This is a genomic window from Sphingopyxis sp. BSNA05, from assembly GCF_013265645.1.
Lineage (GTDB): Bacteria > Pseudomonadota > Alphaproteobacteria > Sphingomonadales > Sphingomonadaceae > Parasphingorhabdus.
Genome location: NZ_PYIA01000062.1, coordinates 1 through 23,435, shown reverse-complemented (window position 1 = coordinate 23,435; position 23,435 = coordinate 1). Strand labels below are relative to the sequence as shown.

Annotated in this window: 23 protein-coding genes and 3 pseudogenes; 16 read left to right on the top strand and 10 right to left on the bottom strand. The window is 57.1% G+C overall.

Annotated elements, in window-relative coordinates:
* Together C8024_RS07120 and C8024_RS07115 are read left to right on the top strand one after the other, a co-directional pair.
* Positions 1–1,010, top strand: a 1,010-nt coding sequence (locus C8024_RS07120; protein WP_173203766.1) for a sulfatase-like hydrolase/transferase, incomplete at its 5' end; no start/stop codon positions are given.
* A 54-nt stretch (positions 1,011–1,064) separates the two neighbouring features.
* Positions 1,065–1,806: pseudogene (locus C8024_RS07115) on the top strand (competence/damage-inducible protein A).
* Between the two features lie 332 nt (positions 1,807–2,138).
* Here the strand turns inward: C8024_RS07115 and C8024_RS07110 are convergent.
* The gene (locus C8024_RS07110; RefSeq protein WP_173203764.1) at positions 2,139–2,753 is read right to left on the bottom strand and encodes a hypothetical protein; all 615 of its coding nucleotides are present in this window, start codon (positions 2,751–2,753) and stop codon (positions 2,139–2,141) included.
* Between the two features lie 789 nt (positions 2,754–3,542).
* On the opposite strand from C8024_RS07110, the gene C8024_RS07105 reads away from it, so the two are divergent.
* Together C8024_RS07105 and C8024_RS07100 are read left to right on the top strand one after the other, a co-directional pair.
* Entirely contained in the window at positions 3,543–3,971 is a 429-nt protein-coding gene (locus tag C8024_RS07105) for a hypothetical protein (protein ID WP_173203762.1), read from the top strand.
* 27 nt (positions 3,972–3,998) lie between these two features.
* On the top strand, positions 3,999–4,190 hold the full coding sequence (locus tag C8024_RS07100) for a hypothetical protein (RefSeq protein WP_173203760.1): 192 nt from the start codon (positions 3,999–4,001) through the stop codon (positions 4,188–4,190).
* A gap of 159 nt (positions 4,191–4,349) precedes the next feature.
* Here the strand turns inward: C8024_RS07100 and C8024_RS07095 are convergent.
* Positions 4,350–5,209: pseudogene (locus tag C8024_RS07095) on the bottom strand (IS1595 family transposase).
* Between the two features lie 265 nt (positions 5,210–5,474).
* Here C8024_RS07095 and C8024_RS07090 point away from each other — a divergent pair.
* The 4 genes from C8024_RS07090 (at position 5,475) to C8024_RS07075 (ending at position 8,157) form a co-directional block, all read left to right on the top strand.
* Positions 5,475–5,663 (top strand): DUF6471 domain-containing protein, encoded by a 189-nt coding sequence (locus C8024_RS07090; RefSeq protein WP_173203759.1) that lies wholly within the window; start codon positions 5,475–5,477, stop codon positions 5,661–5,663.
* 29 nt (positions 5,664–5,692) lie between these two features.
* Positions 5,693–6,439, top strand: a complete 747-nt coding sequence (locus C8024_RS07085) for a hypothetical protein (RefSeq protein WP_217272066.1) — start codon at positions 5,693–5,695, stop codon at positions 6,437–6,439.
* An 855-nt stretch (positions 6,440–7,294) separates the two neighbouring features.
* Positions 7,295–7,471 carry a hypothetical protein gene (locus C8024_RS07080; protein WP_173203755.1) on the top strand — a complete coding sequence of 59 codons (177 nt, stop codon included), beginning with the start codon at positions 7,295–7,297 and terminating at the stop codon, positions 7,469–7,471.
* Positions 7,471–8,157: a Fic family protein gene (locus tag C8024_RS07075; RefSeq protein ID WP_173203753.1), complete on the top strand. Its 687-nt coding sequence runs from the start codon at positions 7,471–7,473 to the stop codon at positions 8,155–8,157. The genes C8024_RS07080 and C8024_RS07075 overlap by 1 nt, the downstream gene beginning before the upstream one ends.
* A gap of 638 nt (positions 8,158–8,795) precedes the next feature.
* Here C8024_RS07075 and C8024_RS07070 read toward each other — a convergent pair.
* Positions 8,796–10,004, bottom strand: coding sequence for an ATP-binding protein (locus tag C8024_RS07070; RefSeq protein ID WP_173203751.1), 1,209 nt, complete (start codon positions 10,002–10,004; stop codon positions 8,796–8,798).
* A gap of 276 nt (positions 10,005–10,280) precedes the next feature.
* On the opposite strand from C8024_RS07070, the gene acnA reads away from it, so the two are divergent.
* The 3 genes from acnA to C8024_RS07055 are packed head-to-tail and all read left to right on the top strand — an operon-like array spanning position 10,281 to position 14,190.
* Positions 10,281–12,962: an aconitate hydratase AcnA gene (gene acnA, locus C8024_RS07065; protein ID WP_173203750.1), complete on the top strand. Its 2,682-nt coding sequence runs from the start codon at positions 10,281–10,283 to the stop codon at positions 12,960–12,962.
* Between the two features lie 47 nt (positions 12,963–13,009).
* Positions 13,010–13,663, top strand: coding sequence for a carboxymuconolactone decarboxylase family protein (locus tag C8024_RS07060; protein WP_173203748.1), 654 nt, complete (start codon positions 13,010–13,012; stop codon positions 13,661–13,663).
* Positions 13,660–14,190: a VOC family protein gene (locus C8024_RS07055; RefSeq protein ID WP_173203746.1), complete on the top strand. Its 531-nt coding sequence runs from the start codon at positions 13,660–13,662 to the stop codon at positions 14,188–14,190. Before C8024_RS07060 ends, C8024_RS07055 begins: the two co-directional genes overlap by 4 nt.
* On the opposite strand, the pseudogene C8024_RS07050 reads toward C8024_RS07055, so the two are convergent.
* Positions 14,187–14,561: pseudogene (locus C8024_RS07050) on the bottom strand (hypothetical protein); the annotation flags it as partial. The gene C8024_RS07055 and the pseudogene C8024_RS07050 sit on opposite strands and share 4 nt — an antisense overlap.
* A complete protein-coding gene (locus C8024_RS23120) occupies positions 14,456–14,725 on the bottom strand; it encodes a TetR/AcrR family transcriptional regulator (protein WP_367947213.1) in 270 nt (89 codons plus the stop codon). The gene C8024_RS23120 and the pseudogene C8024_RS07050, both read right to left, overlap by 106 nt.
* Here C8024_RS23120 and C8024_RS22525 point away from each other — a divergent pair.
* The 4 genes from C8024_RS22525 (at position 14,697) to C8024_RS07030 (ending at position 19,570) form a co-directional block, all read left to right on the top strand.
* Positions 14,697–14,828: a hypothetical protein gene (locus C8024_RS22525; RefSeq protein ID WP_302051601.1), complete on the top strand. Its 132-nt coding sequence runs from the start codon at positions 14,697–14,699 to the stop codon at positions 14,826–14,828. The genes C8024_RS23120 and C8024_RS22525 overlap by 29 nt on opposite strands.
* 153 nt (positions 14,829–14,981) lie before the next feature.
* Positions 14,982–16,406 (top strand): DUF389 domain-containing protein, encoded by a 1,425-nt coding sequence (locus tag C8024_RS07045; protein ID WP_173203742.1) that lies wholly within the window; start codon positions 14,982–14,984, stop codon positions 16,404–16,406.
* 210 nt (positions 16,407–16,616) lie between these two features.
* Complete coding sequence (locus C8024_RS07040; protein WP_173203740.1) at positions 16,617–17,996, top strand: DUF4139 domain-containing protein; 1,380 nt, start codon at positions 16,617–16,619, stop codon at positions 17,994–17,996.
* A gap of 428 nt (positions 17,997–18,424) precedes the next feature.
* Entirely contained in the window at positions 18,425–19,570 is a 1,146-nt protein-coding gene (locus tag C8024_RS07030; protein ID WP_217272065.1) for a DUF4139 domain-containing protein, read from the top strand.
* Here C8024_RS07030 and C8024_RS07025 read toward each other — a convergent pair.
* Both C8024_RS07025 and C8024_RS07020 read right to left on the bottom strand, forming a co-directional pair.
* Entirely contained in the window at positions 19,546–19,989 is a 444-nt protein-coding gene (locus tag C8024_RS07025) for an acyl-CoA thioesterase (RefSeq protein ID WP_254305676.1), read from the bottom strand. The two genes, C8024_RS07030 and C8024_RS07025, sit on opposite strands and share 25 nt — an antisense overlap.
* Positions 19,982–20,281, bottom strand: coding sequence for a hypothetical protein (locus C8024_RS07020; RefSeq protein ID WP_100092436.1), 300 nt, complete (start codon positions 20,279–20,281; stop codon positions 19,982–19,984). The genes C8024_RS07025 and C8024_RS07020 overlap by 8 nt, the downstream gene beginning before the upstream one ends.
* Positions 20,282–20,400: 119 nt before the next feature.
* Here C8024_RS07020 and C8024_RS07015 point away from each other — a divergent pair, with 119 nt between their 5' ends.
* On the top strand, positions 20,401–20,829 hold the full coding sequence (locus C8024_RS07015) for a CBS domain-containing protein (protein WP_100092435.1): 429 nt from the start codon (positions 20,401–20,403) through the stop codon (positions 20,827–20,829).
* A gap of 10 nt (positions 20,830–20,839) precedes the next feature.
* Here the strand turns inward: C8024_RS07015 and C8024_RS07010 are convergent, their stop codons facing one another.
* The 3 genes from C8024_RS07010 to C8024_RS07000 are packed head-to-tail and all read right to left on the bottom strand — an operon-like array spanning position 20,840 to position 23,261.
* Entirely contained in the window at positions 20,840–21,001 is a 162-nt protein-coding gene (locus C8024_RS07010) for a hypothetical protein (protein WP_173203735.1), read from the bottom strand.
* The gene (locus C8024_RS07005; protein WP_173203733.1) at positions 20,986–21,699 is read right to left on the bottom strand and encodes a sugar phosphate isomerase/epimerase; all 714 of its coding nucleotides are present in this window, start codon (positions 21,697–21,699) and stop codon (positions 20,986–20,988) included. The genes C8024_RS07010 and C8024_RS07005 overlap by 16 nt, the downstream gene beginning before the upstream one ends.
* A 50-nt stretch (positions 21,700–21,749) precedes the next feature.
* Complete coding sequence (locus tag C8024_RS07000) at positions 21,750–23,261, bottom strand: lipopolysaccharide biosynthesis protein (protein ID WP_173203731.1); 1,512 nt, start codon at positions 23,259–23,261, stop codon at positions 21,750–21,752.
* Positions 23,262–23,435 lie beyond the last annotated feature (174 nt).

Genomic DNA, 23,435 nt, shown 5'->3' with positions numbered 1-23,435 from the left:
GGGGCGCGGTGCCGATCCACAATTTCGGACTGGCGACCGCGATCAACCATTGCAGCGTCGGCAGCAATGTCACGTTGCGCTTTGGCGGGACCCGCGACAATTATCGCGAGACGGTCCGTTCGATGCCGTCGATCTGGGCCTATGCCAGGACTGCCGGGCTTGCCACCATATATATCGATGCCCAGCGTACCGGCGGCCATTACCAGAACCGGATGGACGATGCCGAGCGCGCCCTGATCGATCGCTGGGACCAGTTCGCCGATGTGCCGATTGTCGACCGCGACCATGCGGTGGCCGACCGGCTGGCGGATTATCTCAACGATGACGAGCCGCAGCTGATCCTGGTCAACAAGGTCGGCGGCCATTTCCCGGTCAGCGACAAATTCCCGATGGACCACGCCCGCTACCGGCCGATGCTGGCGCGCGGCCAATATCCCGATGTCAGCGACATGGGCGGGACCGACGGTCTCGACGGGCGGGCGGACAACTGGCAGCTCTATCGCAACAGCTATCGCAACACGCTTCTGTGGAATGTCGGCGACTTTTTCGACCGGCTGTTCGCGCAGGCGCAGATCGGCGAGGCGACGATCCTTTACACCGCCGACCATGGCCAGAGCTTTCACGAGCGCGGCGACGGCGGCGAAGCAACCCATTGCACCCCCGACCCGCAGATCGAGGAAGGCGTGGTGCCGCTGGTGGTGATCGGCGATCCGGCCGGGGCGCAGCGCTGGACCAGGGCGGCGGCGGCGGGCCGGGACAAAAGCTCGCATTACCGGATTTTCCCGACGCTGCTCGGGCTGATGGGCTATGCGCAGGCCGACGTCGAGCCGCTCTACGGCCCCGATCTCTTCTCGGCCAGCCCCGACCCGTTCACCTTCAACACCCGCTTCAACGCGCGGCTGGGCAGCGAGCCATCGTGGCTGCACGTGCCGCTCGACCGGATTGCCCGCCCGCCGCTTTCGGACTATCGGGCCGACCATCAGGCAAAGCCGGCCAGCGGCACCAAATAACATATTCCCAAAGCGCCCGGCATCGCTCTATAGACGGGCCATGAGCAAAGAAAAATCTGGACCGCCGCCCTCATCGTGATCGGCGACGAAATCCTCTCCGGCCGCACCCAGGACAAGAATATCGCGCAGGTCGCCAGCTGGCTCAACGTGCAGGGCATCCGCCTCGCCGAGGTCCGCGTGGTCGCCGACGACATGGATCATATCGCCGAGGCGGTGAATATATTGCGCGCCCGCAACGACTATCTGTTCACCACCGGCGGCATCGGCCCGACCCATGACGACATCACCGTCGACGCGATTGCCAAGGCTCTGGGCGTCGATGTCGTGATCCACCCGGCGGCGCGCGCGATCCTGGAAAAATATTACGCCACCCGCGGCGGTCTCAACGAAGGCCGGCTGCGCATGGCCCGGGTGCCCGAAGGCGCCGAGCTGATCGAGAACCGCATGTCCGGCGCGCCCGGCATCCGCATCGAGAATCTCTTCCTGATGGCCGGCGTGCCCCATATCACCGCCGGCATGCTCGACGCGCTCACCGGCACGCTAGAGGGCGGCGCGCCCTGCTCAGCGTGACCCTCGGCGCCTGGGCCCCGGAAAGCGAGATCGCCGACGTGCTGCGCCAGGCGGAAAAGGCGCACGAAAGCTGCGTCATCGGCAGCTATCCCTTTTCCGCGACGGCACCGTCGGCGCCAATTTCGTGGTGCGCTCGACCGACCCGCACGAACTGGAAACCTGCCGCGTTGCGCTGAAAGCCGGGCTGGAGGAAGCCGGCTACGCGGTCACCGACGGCGGGATTTAGGTTGGGCTGGGCGCGCTGGACAGGGACGTGCTCCGCACTTGATGCGGAGCCCTGCGCGTTCCAGAACCGCCGGCGTTTACGGCCCGAGCTCCGCGTCAAGCGCGGAGCACAGCGCGCTGCCGTTCGTCCTGAGCCTGTCGAAGGACCCTTTGCGCGACCCATCCGTACTTCGACAAGCTCAGCACGAACAGTGTGTGTAACCATCGTCGTCATCCTGAACGCGTTTCAGGACCCCCACCGGCACAGCGCAATCTCACGAGATCCTGAAACAAGTTCAGGATGACGAGAAAAGCACAAGTTCAGGATGACGAGTGCGCTCACCCCCCACGCTCTCACCCCGCACCATCATCCCCCTCATTCTCCCCCACCTTCGCGGCCAGCGCTTTCAGCCGCTCCTCCTCCTTCGCCCGCCGCGCCAGCAGTTTCATCCGCATGTCGCCCAGCTTCCGGTCGAGCGACTTGCGTATCGCTTCCGCCTCCTCGCGCTCGTCGATCTTGTTGCCCTCACCATCAAAGCGCACGCCGTCCTGCCATTCCTCCCAGGTGATCACCTGGTCGGCGGTGCGCGCGCCGATCCGGCCGCCGAGATCGCCGCGCTTGATCAGCAGCGCCATCAGCGAATCCGACGGCGCCACCCGCCGCTCGATCTCCTCGCCGTCGCGGTAGATGATCGTCTCCTTGCCGACCACCGCATGCTGATGCGCCACCGCGACCAGCCCGCGCTGCCCGTTCTCCAGCGCGTCCTGCCACTGCGCCGCGATCTCCGGATCGCGCTCGCGCAGCCGGTAGGCCGACGTATCCGACATCCCCGCCACCCGGCAGGCATCGATCACGCAGCCACTCTCGCGCAGCACCGTCAGAAACGTCTTCTTCCGCGCCTCGGTCCAGCCGTCGTGGCGGGGTTTGCGGGGGCTATTCATGGGTAGGTTCTTGGGTTTCTTTGCCATATTCACCGTCGTCATAATCGTGAAGGTCGTAGTAAAAGTCGTCATCCTGAACTTGTTTCAGGACCCCCACCGGCAGCGCACAATCTCAAGAGGTCCTGAAACAAGTTCAGGATGACGAGGGCGCGCGCGCAACGCGCCCGTTCGTTTTTTCCTAGCCATGCCGAATCCATATCAGAAGCGCCGGTGTGTAGGAAAGGGTGTTGGATCGGGAGAATGGGCATGTGGAATCTTTGTTCCCCTGCGCAGGCAGGGGTCCATCTCTGCTCACGCGGCGAGAGGGTCAGCGAGGATTGCATGCTAAACTTTAGTTCGTGCGCAAATCCACCATCAGGCACGCGGCGATTTCACGAGATGGACCCCTGCCTTCGCAGGGGCACAGATAAATAGGGCAGGGAATACGCGTTCCCGTCCATTCAATCATCGTCATCCTGAACTCGTTTACCTTGCGGTGGCCTTCGGCTCAGGACCCCCACCGGCACAGCCCAATCTCACGAGATCCTGAAATAAATTCAGGATGACGAGGGAGCGCTCCCCGCCCCCGTTCGTGTCGAGCCCTTCGGCTGCCTGCTCAGGCAGGCGCTCAGGACAGGCCAAGGTCGAGACACCCGACAAAGCGCGCAAACGGATTGCGCCCTCAACCGAAAGCGTGAATATCGTCGGCATATTCCGCCATCAGAACGGGGATGTCTGAGGGTTTGTTAGCCCTCTATTTGGGGATTGTTCGACATTATGTATCAGTTACAGGAACAATCCGTTGGGATAAAGTGAGATTAGCTGGGATAAGGCGGGATGGCCGAACCCCATGTTCTCTCCGCTCTTTACCGCAAATATGCGCTGGTCATGGGCGAAGTCCGCAAGGCCGAGCAGCAAGCGGAAAAGCACCGCGCCGATCTTGAGCATCTGGAAGCCGTCATTCACCTGTTCAATCCGGACTGGACCGGCGACGGGGTAAAGCCTCGCAAGGCGCACAAGCCGTCCAGATGGTCAAGGCGGGGCGCTGGGATGCAAACTGCGCTGGAAGTGCTGCGAGACGCTACCGAGCCGCTCACAACGCGCCAGATAGTAATTGAGGCGCTTGAACGGCAAAGACTACCCGAGCCGCATTATGACGATTTAAAAAGGATTATGGCCAGCTTCAACAGCGCCCTGACCAATCGGGCCGGGCGCGGCGTTGTGCTCCATGATGGCCACCCTAAGCGGTGGTCGATTGATCGATAACTGAAACTAATGAGAAAGGAACTAGCAATGGCTGATTTGACACTCGCAGAGCATATTAAAAATCAAAATGAGATTCTCAATTCTTATTTGCATGGGCAGCGGACTTCAAAAGAGCAGATAGACCCTCAAAAGAGTCGTTCAAATGGGGATCGCTTCCCAACAATCCTCGACACAACTCAAGGTTCTCCGAAAGAGCCTTTATCTCCTGCTTCCCGATAAGCCCCGCCCTGCTAAGCGAGTGAATCGCTGTCGTTGCAGCGCTCGCAGCATAGTATGCAAACGCGAAGGAGGGATTTTTAGTTTGTTGGTCGGACATTCCAATTTCCTTACAGATGGTCAGAAATCGGAAAGCTAGCGGCGCTTAATCTAAGAGTCGAGTCAGGCCGCGCGTTGCCAATAGCCAGCCCATTTCCGGCTAACTTCTGACCGCATCGCGGCACTGGCAACCATGCTGGCCTGCCGTCCGTTATCGACGCGGCGGTGATCTTCGCGCCATACGGCTTCGCTGGCGTACTGATTGAGATATGGTCCTGCGATATGATGGTGCGTTCCCACTTCCATCCGGCGAAGGCGTGAAAAGTAGCTTTCGGCTTGGTTGGTGCAAACGCCATCATCCATGAAAGCAACCGAGTGATTGACGCGCTTTGTATCCCAGCCAGCGTGAAGGGCATCCCAGCCCGTTCCTTCGTCGGCATAGATGGTGGCAAGGTTTTCGACATGATCGCGGACGAAAGGAGCGGCATCACCTTCATTTTGACAATGAACGAAAGCGACTTGCCGCCACGTTCCCGCATGATGACAACGCACTCGCGCTTGCCCGAGCGGTTTGATTTCAGGCGGCGGTCTTTGCGGTCTGCTTTCCGGTTTTCAGGCTTCACATAACCGCCAAAATAACCGCCGTCCATTTCCACGATACCGTCCAGCTTGCGGCCCTGTTGCTCAATCGCCATCGCCTCGCGCAGCTTGTGCGTAAGGACGAAAGCGGTCTTGTATTGGCAGTCGAGACCGCGTGAGAGTTGAAGCGCAGCAACGCCCTTTGCACCGTTCACGAATATCACGATAGCGGCCAGCAGATCGACATAGGACATTTTGCGGTTGGAAAAGATCGTGCCGCTCGATGCCGAGAAATGGTGCTTGCAAGCCTTGCACTCGAACTGGCGGCGCGACTTGATGTTGTAAGTATCAATGCAACCACAGCGAGGGCAAACGGCCTGACCATCGGTTTCCGGCCAGCGCATTTGACAAAAGAGATTGTAGGCCTTGTCCTCTCCCATTGTAAAAACGGTCTTGAGGCTCAAAGTCCGCGCTTTGGCTGAAAGTAAAAAATGTTGTCCTTTGGTTTTCATGCTTATCATCGTATATGGTTATTTAATACACCATATATAGGGGTTGATATAACCAATTTCAATGAGTATTATCACCATATATGATGACAAAGGATAGTACCATGGCGACCAGAAAAGACGATCCGGTAAATGTCGAGTTCGAGACTCGCGCAAAAATATGTTAAAGGGTGAGTTGAAACGGCGGGGAATCACCTATGCTCAACTTGCTGAAAAGCTGGCGGCTATTGGCGTTCAAGAGAATGAGCGCAATCTCAACAACAAGATCAGCAGGGGCGGATTTACAGCCGCGTTCATGCTGCAATGCCTAGAGGCTATTGGAGTCCAATCCTTGCAGTTATCGGATTAGTTTCATTAGGATTAGCCGGAATGGTGACTATGGCTTCACCAAATCCAATAGATCAACGGCACGCAACCACAACAGCCGCTGACAACCCCAGTCAGAAACCAGCCCCATCCCTTGACGGTAGCGGGGTCACTGCGCCGCCAGCAAAAAGCCTGCCCGAACCAACCCATGACAATACCTATTATGCTCGTGAGGATTTGGAGGCTCAACAATCTATGGCGAGTTGGACCAAGATTATGGGCCTTGCCGCCGTATTGGGGATAATTCTCAGCGTGGTTGGCGTTTGGTTGATTTGGCAGACTTTTGCCGAGACTAGGCGCGCTGCTAACGCCTCCCAAAATGCGCTTATCAGCTTTAGGGAGGCGGAAAGAGGGCAGATTGTCGTAAACCTGAAAACTGGAGAAAAAAGCACTACAAGCAATCTTATTCATTTCTCTCCTGTACTGAAAAACATTGGCCGGTCTCCCGTTAAGGTGCTGCGGGTCAGGAGCCAATCGCTTACAGAGCCGCGACTTCCTGAAAAATTTAGTGGCGGAAATTTCTCCGAATTTTATTTGGATGCCGGTTCCATCCACACGGTACGGATCAACGGGTACGACAACACCAAACGATATCCATACATCGGTGGATACGTTGTTTACCGATGTCGTTTTGGACTCGAACATAGGACTTATTATTGTTTTGAGATCACGACCAATAGTCATCTCAATACCGAGAACTATAACACGCATTGGGCACGCCCCGCTCAATACGAGCGCGATTGGCCCCAAGATACATAAGATCAGCTTACCCACGGGCCTTACCCCGTGTTCCTGCTGACCTTCCTGTAACTCCTACATAATGCCGGGATTGTTACACCTGTCACCGTAATTCATCGGGAGATTGAAATGATAATAAGGTTTTATCCGTTTTTATTTTGATTGCACTTTCGGGATGCACGATGAAGTGTGAAAAAGATTATGTTTATAGATATAAGGAGACTGACAAATTATTTATAGAAACGAAGAATCTTGTAAAGAGAGACTATCCAGAATATTTTGCGAACGTCCCTGAAAACAAAGTATTTGGAATTCGGGTCTATGGCGAGACGGTTGAATGTGTTGGAATATACAACAATTCTGGGATCATTGCTGAACGGTATCCGCCATTATATTGTTTTGATTTTCGTTCCCGGGAATTTGTGACCAAGCTCTGAGGCGAAAGAAGCCAGAAATTACATAAACCAAGAACCAGAGAGTTCATCCGGCGAGAGCCCCGGCTTAGTCAGTCAAGGCACCGTAATTCCCACCCGTGCTCCGCACGCGATGCGGAGCCCTGCGCATTGCAGAAGCAACGGTGCTTGTGGCCAAAGCTCCTCGTCAAGCGCGGAGAACAAGCGACTGGCCATGCGGGGCGTGGCCATCAAGCCGAGCGCCCAGAACAGTCCGGTCCGATCGGTAATTCGTGCATTTAGTAAACGGTCACCGTAATTTCAGAAAACATCCCCGTTCGTGTCAAGCAAAGTCGAGACATGCGAAAAAGCGCGCATCAGACTGCAGCACATCACACAACAGCCACAAAATAGTTTCCAGTGATTATCACAATTTGCGATATTTGCTGTTGCTAATGGTCCACAGCGGATTCATATATACCTTATGAGTGAGCATCTGGAAAAATTGATCGAGGCAGCGCGAAAACGCGAAATGTCGCAGGCCGAGAAAGAAGCGCAGCGGCGCAGCTTTGCCTATGGCAACGCCCATATCGAAAATGACCGTGTCACCCGTGCGATGGTCGACAGGGCCGCTGACAAAATCGGCACCAGCCAAGGCTGATGGGCACGCATGATCGGGACAGCAAGGCGGCAGAGCCTTCGCTTGTTACCGATCCCGAAGCAAAAGCGCAGCGCGAATCCGAAAATGCCGTAGCCCAGTTCGACCGTGTGCTCGATCTGATCGACGAAGTCGTGCGCGATAACCGCCCGTTTCGTCTGCGCAATTCAACGATATTCGATCTGCACCGGCTGGCTTTGGAGGGCCTGTCATCGCATGCCGGAACCTATCGTCCAGCGGGTGTCGAAATTGGCGCCAGCAAACATGTGCCACCGGATGCCCATCTGGTTCCGTCGCTTGTCGATGATATGTGCGACTATGTGATGGACAATTTTGCCGACAAACCCGCGCTGCACCTGTGTGCCTATGTCATGTGGCGGCTCAACTGGATTCATCCGTTCACGGATGGCAATGGGCGCACCTCCAGAGCTTTGGCCTATTTCGTGCTGTGCGCGAAAATCGGTTATCGCCTTCCCGGCCTTGAAACGATCCCCGAGCAAATTGCGGCCGACAAAAGCCCTTATTATGATGCGCTGGAAGCCGCCGACCTGCACTGGAAAGAAGAAGTGCTCGATCTGGGTGATCTGGAGACCCTGCTTGATACCTGTTTGGCCAAGCAGCTTGTGTCCGCTTATGAAGATGCCCAGAACCCGGAGACCAATGTTGGGCAGGACCGGAAGTTCCACTGAGGCATTGAAGGGCAGGGAAAGCCTGTCGGTTCGCAAGCGCGCGAAGCCGAATGATAGCCGCTTATCTGGACAACCTCTCTCCAGCCCCGCTCCACCCTCACTCCAGCTCCGCTCCAGCAAAAACAATGTGCCGACGTTCGGCCATACGGGGCATAGCCATCAAGCCGAGCGCCCAGAAAAGTCCTGTCCGATCGGTAATTAGTGCATTTGGTAAACTGTCACCGTAATCTGACAAAGATAGCTGAGGCCCGCGAACTTCCGTAAGACTGCTAAATTGCGATTTGTTTCTTTAGTACCCCGTCATCGTAATTTCGTGGTTTATAGCTTTATATTAAACAGCTTTTTTAGGATCATCGTTACCGCGTGCCTAAAGTTTGCGATATCAGCATCAGAAACATCTGCTGTTGCGCGTTCGTGAATAAGGTTGCAGCGCATGAGGTAATAAAATGATATTGCGTTCAGGTAGCCATTCTCTTTCGTAGTAAACGAAACTTTCTGTTTAATATGAACCAACACATCCGTGCGATTTTGAAAAATATTCTTGATTGTAGTGTCAGGGTATTCACGTTTTGGAAATAAATCGATCCGATGGACCATGAATTCCTTTAAAGCAATTTCATAACTGCTATCGATTAATATTAGCGATATACGGTTGGATGTGCTGAGATTTTTGTTTTTTGCACTAAATCAGCCGCAACTATTCCCTCAATAATCCCCCTTAAGTAAGGATTTTTGGCGATTTTGTTTTTATTTTTATTTAGAATTTTTTCTTCGGTCGATTGTCTAACTCTTGGGAGAGTCGGTAGGTGCACGGTTTTTGCTTTTTCCGGATCGGCATTGTCATAGATCTCAACGTCGCCTTCGGTTTTACAAAAAACCTGTCTGTCCCAATCCTTCTTAAGACGTCTAGAAAGCGAGCTATAATGCTTAAGAAGCTCCATCATCGTCGGTCGGAAATAGCCAATTGTTGAGTGGTCAAAGTTAACGTCAGTTTTGCTACTGTTCCACGGCATTAATTTGGCTGGACCGTTGATTCTAATCACCGCTCGACATAAGGAAGCATCTGGATGCGGAACGCCTAGTTCGCCCGGAACATTGTAACCGACACGACGATCTTTGACATCACGACAAATAAGTCGATCGTTGCAATAAAAATAAGCGCCGTAGTTTTCTGTTTCTGGATCTCGATCCAGAATTAGTCCCGCGCTGATGTCAAAGTTGACCTCGCCCAGACCGTCGATTTGGTGTGAAAATAAAGATTGGCGTGGCGGATTACCGCTCGGAAACGCCCAATGTTCAAAATGCGATGCGACCAACCGTTGCCCATTGATTCTAATCTGGCAGCCCATTTTTATGAACTGACAGTAAGTATACCCTAATCGTTCACGTAGACTGTGAATTGTACCATCCGATATACCAAATCGAAGAGAATGAATCCTGATTTCTGTAGTACCCTTATTGATTTCATTGACCTTATAATAAGGGATTTCCCATCGATCGTCGCCCAGCCATTCATTGTCGATTTTGATAGAGAAAGTTTCCTTCGATCCGAATCGAGAGCGAATTTCGATGTCATTGCCCAAGGCTACGACGGCGCGTTTGCTCCCCACACCAAAAATACCGATGATTTCGTCGTCAGGTGAGTTTTGACTTGCACCTGGAGCAAGCAGACTATCAAGCTGACTTTCCTTTATCCCACCACAATTGTCGACAATTGAGATTATTTGCTGTTCGATATTAAAATGTACGTCAATTATGGGCTTGCCTTTCTTGCCGCGATTGTTCCAAATGTCGATTGAGTTGTCGATCAATTCGCAGACACTCATTTCCAAGTCATAGTCTGACATTATTGACCAAAATAACTGTTTTTCGGTGTCCCGTCTAAGTTGCCAACTTCAGTTCTCATTGCCAATACCCCCAATTGCGAAACTCAACTGTATATAACTCTGTGACTAGTAACAAGCGATCGGGTTAAATGAACCATCGGATCGGCTCTCTACCCCTTCCACAATCCCTCCTCATAAGCTAAAGCGCTCCCGAACCTGATTCATCAACCGTCTGCGCTGCCTGCAACGCTCTCCCCACTCGGTTGAACCAACGATAAGAAAACGGAGCAAAGACCCATGACAACCACCGGCAAAGACACCCTCGGCACCCGCTCGACGCTCAGCGTCAACGGCACCGACTATAGCTATTATTCGCTCGCGAAAGCGGCGGAAAAGCTCGGCAATATCGACAAGCTGCCTTATACGCTGAAAGTGCTGCTGGAGAATATGCTGCGGTTCGAGGATGGCGGCTTTACCGTGGACGCGAAGGATGCGCAGGCGGTGGTCGACTGGCAGAAGGAAGCCAAGAGCGCGGCGGAAATCCAATATCGTCCGGCCCGCGTGCTGATGCAGGATTTTACCGGCGTGCCGGCCGTGGTCGATCTCGCGGCGATGCGCGACGGGATCAAGGCGCTGGGGGGCGATGCTGAAAAGATCAACCCGCAGGTGCCGGTGCATCTGGTCATCGACCATTCAGTAATGGTCGACGAATTCGGCACGCCGCAGGCTTTCGAGCATAATGTCGAGCTGGAATATCAGCGCAATATGGAGCGTTACGAATTTCTGAAATGGGGCAGCAAGGCGTTTGACAATTTCTCCGTTGTGCCGCCGGGAACCGGTATCTGCCACCAGGTGAACCTGGAAAATATCGCCAAGGCGGTCTGGTCCTCGCCGGATGCCGAGGGCAATATGGTCGCCTATCCCGACACGTGCGTCGGCACCGACAGCCACACCACGATGATCAACGGTCTCGGCGTGCTCGGCTGGGGCGTGGGCGGGATCGAGGCGGAAGCCGCGATGCTCGGCCAGCCGGTCTCGATGCTCATTCCACCGGTGGTCGGCTTCAAGCTGACCGGCAAGCTGGCCGAGGGCATTACCGCGACCGATCTGGTGCTGACCTGCGTGCAGATGCTGCGCGAAGTCGGCGTGGTCGGCAGCTTTGTCGAATTTTACGGACCGGGCCTGAAGGAACTGTCGCTCGCCGATCGCGCGACCATCGCCAATATGGCGCCGGAATATGGCGCGACCTGCGGCTATTTCCCGATCGACGAAAAGACGCTGGAATATCTCGAACTGACCGGCCGCAGCGCGGATGATATCGCGCTGACCGAAGCCTATGCGCGGGAGCAGGGTTTCTGGCGCTATGACGAGACGACCAAGGACGCGATCTATACCAAGACGCTGGAACTGGACATCGGCAGCGTTGTGCCGTCGCTTTCCGGACCGAAGCTGCCGCAGCAGCGCGTGTCGATGGCCGAGCTGGACGAAGAGTTTAACCGAGACCTCAAGAAGGTCTTTGGCGTCGATGATGACGGCAAGCGGGTCGACGTCGAGGGCAGCGACCAGGGCTTTGCCCATGGCGATGTCGCGATTGCCGCGATCACCAGCTGCACCAACACCTCCAACCCGACGGTGCTGATCGCCGCCGGTCTGGTCGCGCGCAAGGCGCGGGAACGCGGTCTGCAGCGCAAGCCATGGGTGAAAAGCTCGCTGGCACCGGGATCGCAGGTGGTCACCGACTATCTCGACAAGGCGGGGCTGAGCGAGGATCTCGACTATCTCGGCTTCAACCTGGTCGGCTATGGCTGCACCACCTGTATCGGTAACAGCGGGCCATTGCCGGCGCCGATTTCCAAGGCGATCAACGAGAATGATCTGGTTGCCGCCTCGGTATTGTCGGGCAACCGCAACTTCGAAGGCCGCGTGTCGCAGGACGTGCGCGCCAACTATCTCGCTTCGCCGCCGCTGGTTGTCGCTTATGCGCTGAAGGGCACGGTCCGCGAGGATATGTACGAAACGCCGATCGGGCAGGGCAAGGATGGCGAGGATGTGTTCCTGAAGGACATTTGGCCGACCAACGCCGAGGTGACCGACATGGTCAACAGCTTCGTCAACCGCGAGATGTTCGAGAGCCGCTATGCCAATGTCTATGACGGCGATGCGCAGTGGCGCGCGATCGATGTGACCGGTGGTGACACCTATCAGTGGCGCGCCGGCTCGACCTATGTTGCCAATCCGCCCTATTTTGACGGCATGACGATGACGCCGGAGCCGATCAGCGATATCATCGAGGCGAAGACGCTGGCGCTGCTGGGCGACAGCATTACCACCGACCACATCTCGCCAGCCGGCGCGATCAAGGAGGACAGCCCTGCCGGAGAATATCTGAAAAATCATCAGGTTAGCAAGCAGGACTTCAACAGCTACGGCTCCCGCCGCGGCAACCACGAAGTCATGATGCGCGGCACTTTCGCCAACATCAGAATCAAAAACGAAATGGCCGACGGCAAAGAAGGCGGTTACACCAAATATAACGGCCAGGTCATGCCGATCTACGACGCCGCAATGAAGCACAAGGCCGACGGCACGCCATTGGTTGTTATCGGTGGCGAGCAGTACGGCACCGGTTCCTCCCGCGACTGGGCGGCGAAGGGCACCAATCTGCTCGGCGTCCGCGCTGTGATCGTCGAAAGCTACGAACGGATCCACCGTTCGAACCTCGTCGGCATGGGCGTCCTGCCATTGCAGTTTGTCGAAGGCACCGATCGCGAGATCCTCAGCCTCGACGGCACCGAGAGCTTTACGATCAAGGGTGTTGCCACGCTGAAGCCGCTGCAGGAAGTCGAAGTCGAAATGACCCGCGCCGACGGCACGCAGTCGACCTTCAAGACGATCTGCCGGATCGATACCGCCAATGAAATGGAATATTTCCTCAACGGCGGCATCCTGCATTATGTGTTGCGGAATCTCGCGAGCTAGTCAGCCGCATCAAATTGTGCATAGTCGGGGCATAGGAGAGAGACTCTATGCCCCGACTGCGCGAAATACCGCGAGCAGAAGTCACCGACGACTATGTCCTCGGTCTTTACAATACATTGTTCGGCGATCGCGATCCGGTGGCGGAACCCGGCACGGCAACCGGGACACCGGGAAATTGGTGGACCGTCTTCGCCCAGGTCCCCGACGCTTTCAAACATATCAGCGAGGGTTTCGGTTTCTACCGCTCTTCCCGACGTCAACTCGACCCGAAGCTGCGTGAACTCGGCCAGATCCGCGCCGGCTATGCGGTGGGATCGCAATTTGTCTATTCCCAGCACAGCAAGGCCATGCGCTTCGAGGGCTATTCCGAGGAACAGGTCAAGGCGATCCCCGACTGGCAGGTCGCCGACTGTTTCAGCGATGTCGAACGCGCCGTGCTCGCTTATACCGATTGTCTGGTGCTGGAGCGGGGCAGGGTGCCCGACGGTGTCTTCGCGGCGCTGAAAAAGCATCTCGGCGAAGTCGAAATACTCGAGCTCACCTACATCACCTGCACCTATATGATGCACGCGGTGATGAGCCGGGCGCTGAAACTGGAATTTGACGATGTGCCGGAGCGCGTCGTCGAGGTGCCAGCCCCCGATGGCGCCACCGCCGATGTCATGGGCATGGTCGACAAACGGAAGGGAGCGAAGCCATGAGCTACCACCATCTCGCCCTCGCGGCGAAGGACATGAAGGCGATCCACGCCTTTTACGAAGGCGTCATGGGTTTCGAACTGGTCAAGGTAGAGATCGCGCCGGTCATGGGCGGCGGCTGGGGCAAGCATTTCTTTTACAGGATGGACGGCGGCGACAGCCGGTTCATCGCCTTCTGGGAATTGATGGATACGCCGGGGGAAGGCGGATATAAGTTCGACCTCAACGAAGCCGCCGGAACGCCCCAGGGCACCAACCATTACAGCTTCGCTGTCGACACGCCCGAGGAACTCGTCGTCTGGCGCGAGAAATGGAACGCGGCCGGACTCGACGTGCTGGAGATCGACCATAATTGGTGCCACTCGGTCTACACCCGCGACCCCAATGGCAATATGGTGGAATTCTGCCTGACCACCGGCAGTTTTACCGATGCTGACCGCCGGCGCGCTCTGGCCGCGCTGGACGAAAGCGAGATGAACCCGTCACCGCCACCGGCGATGATGAAACAGTGGCTGGCGAAAGACGCCTAGCTGGCGACGTAAAGTTCCGGCTTGGCGGCACTGTCCCTGTTTGCTTGCAGGCCGCTCAGGATCGTGTTGATCACGATCCGGAGACGATCTTCGGTCGCCAGATGCATCATCTGCATCATCAGCTGGGGATTGCAGAAGGGCTGCATCATGGTGTTGACCAGGGATACGACCGTATCGAGGTCCAGCCCCTTGAAATAGCCCTTGTCCATCGCCTCGGCGAGAATCGAGGCCATATAGTGATCGGCCAGATCGACATAGCCCTTGATCACTTCGAAATGCTCGTTGCCGAGTTCCATATAGGATTCGAAAAGTTCAGGATCTTCCTCGTAACGCGCCCGTTTGATGACGACGCGTCGGGCGAAAAACTGGTAGAGCTTCTCTTCCACCGGCATGTCGGCGGAAACCAGTTCCTCCATGATCGCCAGCAATTCGGCGAACCATTCTCCCGCCATGCTTCCGCCAGCGCGTCCTTGTTTTCGAAGAAGCGGTAGAGATTGGAGGGCGACATGCCGACCGCGGTCGCCAGATCGCTCATCGTGAAGCTGATGGCGCCTCTTTCCTCGATCATCTTGTCGGCGGCAGCGATGATTCTTGCCCGCGTGGCGGCAATATCGGTTTCGGGACGTGGCATAGGATGACTCCTCCCAAGAGTTCCTGGCGCGGCATCATAGCCGCTGTGATCTATATAGGTGGTACAGTTTTCTGATAAAAGACGTAACCCTTCATTTTTCAACTACCCCGGAGGTAATCTTTAACTATTCGCCGACATTTTTCGCGGCTAAAGTGACTCGATGACAGACGATCAGGCAAATGCGGCAAGTCCGGCAGAGTTGAAACCCAAGCCCTCATCCGGACCGCTGGATCCGGTCACCGGCAGCATTCGCCTGTTCCGCCGCTGGTGGCGGATGGTCGTCCGGGCCGATGTCGACCAGCAGGCGGTGATCGACAAAGTCCGGGAAGACAGCGGTTTTACGCCCCATTTCGCGTTCATGACGTCGATGTCGGCAGGTATCGCGATTCTCGGCCTGCTGCTGTCCTCTCCGGCTGTCGTAATCGGCGCCATGCTGCTTTCGCCGCTGATGGGGCCGATCATGGGAGCGGGCTTTGCCCTGGCCGTCGGTGATTCGGCCTGGCTGAGAGAGAGCGGCAAGGCGATCGTCTTGGGAAGCATTATCTCGATCCTGTTCGCCGCTTTGGTGGTTACATTGTCACCGCTGCAAACCGTTACCGCCGAAATCGCCGCGCGCACGCGGCCCAATCTGTTCGATCTGCTGGTCGCGCTCTTCTCTGCTCTGGCCGGTGCCTATGCGATGATCCGGGGACGGATGGGAACGATTGTCGGCGTCGCCATCGCTACCGCCCTGATGCCGCCGCTGGCGGTGGTCGGTTTCGGACTGGCGACTTTCAACTGGGCCGTGTTCGGTGGCTCCCTGCTGCTGTTTTTCACCAACCTGATGACGATTGCGCTGACCGCGACCGCCATGGCGTGGCTCTACGGCTTCCGTTCCTATCTGTCCGAACGGCAATCGCAGTTCCAGATCGCCGCCATGGTGGTGGTGTTCATCGCGCTGGCGATTCCTCTCGGCCTTTCGCTCCGCCAGATTGCCTGGGAGGCCAATGTCTCGCGCTCCGCCAACGGTTATATCAAGGACCAGTTCGGCAAGCGCGCCAGCGTTTCGCAGATCGAGATCGATTTCGATGCCGACCCGATCACCGTCAACGCCACTGTCTTCACGCCCACGATTATCGCCGGAGCAGCCGAACAGAGCTCGCGGGTGCTGAGCCGCACGCTGGGCCGGTCGATCACCGTCAATGTCGACCAGTTCAAGGTGGAAACCGGGGAAGATGCCCAGTCGGCCGAGCTCGCTGCGGCCAAAACCCAGGCACAGGCCCGGGAAGCCGAAATCCAGGTGACCCGCTTGCGGGAGAATCTTGCCCTCATTGCCGGGGTGCCCGTCGATGATGTCACGCTGGACAGCAGCAAGCGGCGGGCCATGGTCGTTGCCAAGCCGTTACCCGGCGCCACGCTCGCGTCCTATTATGCGCTGGAGCAGCGTGTCGCTGCGGGGGCCAAGGGCTGGGTGATCAGGCTGCAACCGCCGGCGGTCGCGCTGCCGGAAGTCAGGATCGCAGACGGCGCGATTGATCCGGCTTCCAGCGAAAATCTCGATTTGATCATCTGGCTTCGGAACGGATCGCCCTGCCACTGGGAATGAGCGGCGCCGCCCCGGACCGGGCGGTAGCACGGGAGGCTCTGATGTCGAAAAATATCGTTGTGGCCGAAGAATTTGACAGGGTCATTCCGGGCGCTGGCGCAAGATTCCGCTGGCTGGCACCGCTGGACGGTTCCGGACCGGAGCAATGACTATTTAGCTCAGGTTCATTTTCAATGCGTTAGCGTCATGTTTCGATAGGGGAGAGACAATATGCGGCCTTTTATTTTCGCGGGATTTCTGATGGTGACCGCCGCGTCACCGGCGATCAGCCAGTCTTCAGACCAGGGTGACGTCTCGGTCACCATATACAACAGCAATCTGGCGCTGGTTCAGGATGTCCGGCAGCTGAATATTCCGGCAGGCCGCTCGATCCAGTCTTTCCCTGGCGTATCCGGGCAGATCCGCGCGGAAACTGTCAGTTTCACCGCTCCGAATAGCGGCATCGTCGAGCAGAATTTCGACTATGATCTTCTGTCCCCCTCCAAGCTGATGGAAAAGGCGGTTGGCGAAACGGTAACGATCGTCCGGATCAACCCGGCTACCGGATCAGAAACCCGCGAACGGGCCAAGGTGCTGGCCGCCAATGGCGGCGTGGTGCTGCAAATCGGTAGCCGGATCGAGGTGCTGCGCGATGATCGCCTGCCGACACGGGTGATTTTCGACAAGGTTCCGGAGAATTTGCGGGCCAGGCCAACCCTGTCGGTGACCCTGAACAGTTCGCGCGCAGGCACGCGACCTGCGCAGCTCAGCTATCTGACATCGGGGCTGGGCTGGGAAGCCGATTATGTCGCCCTGTTCGACGAAAAGGCCGGCAAGATGGATGTGCAGGGCTGGGTCACGCTGACCAATAATACCGGTACGACCTTCGACAACGCCAAGACCCTGCTGGTCGCCGGGACACCAGGCGTGATCGGTCGAAACAATTATTCGTCGCGAAACAATATCCGCAGCGCAGGGATCGAATCGGCCGACCGGGAAATGCTGGGCGATTTCTACCTCTATCCGCTGGCGGCGCGCACGACCATCGCCAATGCCCAGACCAAACAGGTCAGCTTTCTGGATGTAACCGGCGCGCCGGCGCAGAAGACCTATGAATATTCCAATCGCTGGCTTGGCACCCAAGACGAGCCGCAAAGCGTGGACACGGTCTTGGAATTCAGCTCTTCCAGCGACGGTGGGCTGGGCGATGCGTTGCCCGCAGGTACCGTGCGGGTTTACATGAAAGATGCATCCGGCCAGCCGCAATTCATCGGCGAGAATAATATCGGCCACACACCCATGGGGTCGGAACTGGGGCTGAAGACCGGCGAGGCCTTTGATGTCAAAGTCAAACCAACCGTTACCGAGCGCAAGCGCCTGTCCGCATCGAAATGGCGCACCAGCATGACTTATGAAATCAGCAATGCGCGGCCCGATGCGGTTACGGTGTCGCTGATCCAGAACGGCCTCGACTTTTACTGGGATGACACGCGTATCGTGAGCGAGAGCATGACGAGCAAGCGGCGGTCATCCGATTCGCTTGTCTGGAAAGTGCCCGTGCCCGCCAATGGGCGAACGACAGTAACAGCGGTTTTCGAGACCCGGTTCTGATATGGTGCGGCGAACATTTTTCGCCTTCCTGATCCTTGCAGTCTCGGCTCCCGCCGCGGCGCAATCCGGTCATGCGCATCAGGTCGTGACATCCGAGGGGCCAGGATCGGTCTCGGTGACCGTCTACCGCAATCCCAACCGCGCACCGAACAATGCGATGAACCTTCGCTATCTTGGCGGCTATGCGCTGATTACCGAACAGCGCACGATTGACTTGCCGGTGGGCGAGGTGGACCTGCGGTTCGAAGGAGTCGCTGGGGGGATTATTCCGCAATCGGCGATCGTTACCGGTCTGCCGGATGACATCATCGAGAAAACCGGGATGCGGCGCTGCTTTCGCCGTCGGCGTTGCTCAACAGCTATTTGGGGCAGGGCGTCACAATCCGGCGGACCAGTGCTGCTACCGGAAAACCGAAACGTTCGATGCAATGATCCGGACCGATGCGACAGGCGGGATGGTGGTGCAAACAGCCGAAGGTTTCGAAGCTTTGCAATGTACCGGTCTGAACGAGGCCATTGTCTATCCGGCGATACCGGAAGGTCTTTCGGCCAAACCTACATTGTCAGTGAAAAGCAGGGTGAAGACAGCAACCCGCGCAACGGTGACATTATCCTATCTGGCCACCGGCTTCGACTGGCAGGCCAATTATGTCGCCGATATTTCTGACGAGGGTTCGCACCTGAACCTCTTCTCCTGGGTGACGCTGGCCAATGGTGACGAAACATCCTTCGGCCAGGCGCAAACCCAGACGGTGGCGGGCCAACCCAATAAGGGGCGCGACAATATAGCACCGGCGAGTGGCGGAAGCGTGAACCTGGCTTGCTGGCCCGACGGAACAAGCAGCGATATTATCGCGCAATATGTGCAACGGCGCGAGGCCTTTGGCGCTGCTCCACCTCCACCGCCTCCTCCGCCGCCACCTGCCCCGGCGATGATGGCAGACAATATAACGGTCACGGCGCGCAAGGTGATGGCGAAGCAGGAGGACCTCGGTGATCTCAAGCTCTATCGGATACCGGTGCCGGTCACCGTGGCGGCGCAAAGCCAGAAGCAGGTTGCGTTTCTGGAGAAATCGGCGATCCCCTTCACGCAAATATTTGGAACTATAATACGGGCGACCAATGCCCAATCGGCCCGATCACTGGCGACTACCCTGCGTTTCGAGAACCGCAAGCGGGACCAGCTGGGTGTGCCGCTACCTGCGGGGAAACTGATCGCGTTCCGGAATGTTGACGGTGCGCGGATGCTGCTCGGCGAAGGCAGTTTTGACGACAAGGCGATCGACGAGCTGGTCGAGGTCACCATTGGTTCAAGCGACCAGGTGAAGATGATTGTCGAGCAATTGGCGCAGGTTGATGACGAGAAAAAGCACGCGCGTGACATGCGGCTAACCCTGACCAATGCGTCCCGGCTACCCGCGCAGGTGGAAATCAAGCTGTTGCGCAGCGATAGCGAGCGGTTCAGGAAAACCAGTCACAGGTTCACGCGCAAGATTGGCACGGATATCTGGGAGGTCACCGTGCCGCCCAATAGCGAGCGGGTGCTGACCTATCGGGTCGAGCGGCTTAAATAGTCTCTAGCCGAGATATTTTCCCTAGACGTTTCGGGGATCACGCGCGGATTGTGATTTTCATCCAAGGCAACGAAGGTGAACAGCCCGCTGGTTACCGGGACGCGCTCTTCGCCGAGATTGCGCGACGCGATAACATCCAGCCGAATCGCAACCGATGTCCTGCCAATCCGGTCGACCCGGGCATAGACCGAAATCAGGTCGCGCGTCAGGATCGGGGCGATAAATTCCATCGCCTCGATCGCCACCGTTGCGGTGGAACCCTGCGCGACGCGTGCCGCCATGATCCCGCCGGCGATATCCATTTGCGACAGCACCCAGCCGCCGAATATATGGCCATTGTTGTTCAGATCGCGCGGTTGTGGCGCAACCCGCAATACCGGCTGCATCCTGGCCAGTTCCTCGAGGTCATCTTTACCCATCAGCGTCTATTTCCTTTGATACAGGATCGTCGATCGATTCGTCATGGCCGGTGCCGCTCGACAGGAACACAAGGCCCATCAGGCCGGCCATCAGCATCAGCGCGAAGGCTATCCCCGCCGCCGTGGCCAGATACATGTGGATCGACACAAAGCCGTGCAGATAGAAAAGAATGCCCAGGGAGATGGTGACGCAGATCAGGGTGAACAGCGCCATTCCGCGCATCAGGCGCCAGTATCGCGCCCATGCAAGGCTGGCATATTGTGGATCGTCAAGACGGGAATACTGGGGCAAGGGGGACTCCGGTGGTTTTCAGTGCATTGGACGGGAATCCTGTTACCATCAAGCGCCATCACTTTCAAAAATATGTTATAAGCATGCAATAAACAGAATCAGAAGCGAGGAGAGGTGCCATGACCATAGATTCGATCTTGCAGGGACGCAGCGGCGAAATATTCAGCTGCACCGCAGATATTTCGGTGTCGCAGGCGATCGAAATATTGGCAGAAAGGCGCATCGGCGCGCTCCCGGTGCTCGATGGTGAAGCGGTCGTGGGCATTTTTTCCGAGCGTGATGTTCTTCACTGCCTTCGCAAATTTGGCCATGGTGCAATGGATCATATCGTGCGCGATGTGATGACATCGGATGTGATCATCGTCGAACGCAGCAAAAGCGTCATGGGCGCGCTGTCATTGATGACAAAAAGACGAATTCGTCACCTGCCGGTCGTTGAAGAGGGCAAATTGGTCGGATTTGTCTCGATTGGTGATCTGGTGAAATATCGGATCGACAAGATCGAAAGCGAAGCCGCGGCGATGCGGGACTATATCCAGTCGACCTGAGGCGCGGGGCCTATAGCACGGCAATCTCGCTTTGCTTGAGATATTCCAGACTGGCCCCGCGCACCGCAATTGCGCGGTCGGTCGCATCCGGGAATCGATCCCGATAGGTTTTGGAGCGGATCTCCAAGCTGAGCGCTATGTCGCGCGGCAGCGCCCTTATGATGTCGGCCACCGGCAGCGCGCCTTCGCCCGGACAGCTGCGCAAATCCACCGCGTCTTCCAGATAGGCTTCAAACGCGCCGCGCAATCCCGCTTGCCGTCGCAGATCTGCGTGTAGGGCAATAAAGATGCTTCCAATTCTTCCAATTCCCCGGGTCTATGCCCGGCCCGCTGGAAGTGAATCGTGTCGATCAGCAGGGCTGCGGCGGGATGGTCCGTCTGCCGGATGATGGCGAGCGCGTCCCCCATCGACTGCACAGCGGTGATCATCAGAAACTCCAGCGCCACCCGCATCTGGCCGGGCGCGGCCCATTCGCACAGCTGGTGCAGGGCCTCGGCGGTTCTTCCCTTATCCGGCTCCGCGCTGACGACCAGTATATTGGCGGCACCCAGTTCCATGCCTGCGTCGATGATCAGCTTGTGGTCATCGGTCAGCGTGCCGCCCTCGGCTATCCACACGACTTCCACGTCCAGCACCGACAGATCATGGGTCCGGATCGCGGCGCGGGTTGCGCGCATGCTCTCTGCTGTCCATGTCTCCGGTTCGATAGTGAAGCCGACATGGTTGAAGCCCGCGTGCCCTGCGGCATGCGCAACTTCTTCGGGTTGAAATTCGGGCAATGTGCCCGCTGCGAGCGATAGAATATGAGCCATGTCCCGACGCTGGGCTGTTGATCGCCTTTCGGCAATGGCCATTTTGATGAGGCGCATGGCGCAGCGACGCCGTGTCGATCGCAATCCGATGGCCGTCGGTCTCTGGCCTATATCGACTCGGCCTCCAGATTTGCCGGGCCCGGCTCCGGCGGTTTGCGCCGGACGATGAGCTGGATCACCTCGATCAAGGTCGGCTTCGCCAGAATATAGAGCAGTCCGGCATAGGCGACTCCGCCGGTGGCAACCAGCAGCGCCAGTCGCGCATAGACGATCATCTCCGGCAGCATCTGATCCACAATATAGACTATGGCCGCCATGACGAGGGAGGCCGAGAGACCCGGCCAGACGGCTTTGCCAATCTCCCAGGCGGTGATGCCGATATGACGGTTCGACTGGGAAAAGGTGAAGATCGTCAGCAGCGGGAAGGCGATGACCCAGCTCCAGGCCAGACCGCAAACGCCGAACTGGATACCGATCAGAAAGGTTATCGGCATCAGGATCGCGCCGAACATATTGGTCCGGGCGGTGATTTGCGGGCGACCGAGCGCGTTGTTTGCCGGGGTGAACAATATCTGCAGCGTCATCATCGGCATCGCCAGCGAGAGTATCGCGACAAAGGGCGACATCTCGGTCCACTTCGGGCCGAACAATGTCTCGACCACCGGATAGGCGGTAACCGCCAGACCGAAATATAGCGGGCAGGAGATCAGCATGATCAGCCGGATCGCCTTGAGAAAGGACCAGGCGAGCGCGCGCGGGTCCGACTGCAGGCGGGAATAGGCGGGAAAGGCAATCTCGTTGAGCGGCGGGACGAATTTGGCGGCAAAGATCGTTGTCAGGAACAGCGCCTCTGCATAGAGGCCCAGTTCATATGGCTCGAGATAGCGGCCGGCGATGAAAATGTCGGACTGGTTCTGGATTGTCCAGAAGAGATGGCTGGCGAGCAGGGTCGCGCCGAAGCCGAACATGGCGCCAGCGCCCCTGAAATTGAAGGTCGGCAATATGTAGAATTTGACCGCGATGACGAGGCAGATCGCGCGGCTCCAGAATATCGCCAGCGGCGCATAGACCAGGGTCCATACGCCATAGCCATTATAGGCGAAATATAGCGCGGTGACTGCACCGACCACCGCCGAGACCAGATTGATGATCGCCGGCTTCTTGAACTCGAGATCGCGGGTCAGCAGCGCTTCGGGCAGGGCCATGAACGGGGTGGCGAGGAAGATAAGCGCCTGCACCCGGAGCAGGTCCCCGACGATCGGCTGCCGGTAATATTCGGCGGCAAAGGAGGCTAGAAGCAGCTGCAGGATCGCGATGCCGCCATTGAGCAGCAACAGCATGCCGAAAGCCTGGCGAATCCGGATCGGTTCGACTTTCTCCGCCTGGATGATCGAACTGACCAGGCCATAGCCGTTCAGGAAACTGAGAAAAACCAGGACCACTTGGGTCATCGCGAAAATACCATAATCTTCCGGATCGAGAATGCGGATCACCGCCAGGGTCGCGCCCCAGGCAATGATTTGCGACAATATCTGGGTGCCCGAACGCCAGAAAACCGCGCTCCTTACACGATTTCCGAAATTGCCGTGGTCGGCCAGTGGTTCAGTTTCATTCAACATGGTGCAGGGGTCGTGATGCCTTTTGATCGCCGGAAACATGGTCTTACAGAGCAATTACGAATATTTTTGCAACAAAAATGCAAAAACTATGTTGACCGAATCCGGCCATCCATCTAGAGGACGTTTCATCAGCACGACGCGGCTCATACGGGCCCCACTTTGCTGGTCGTCAAA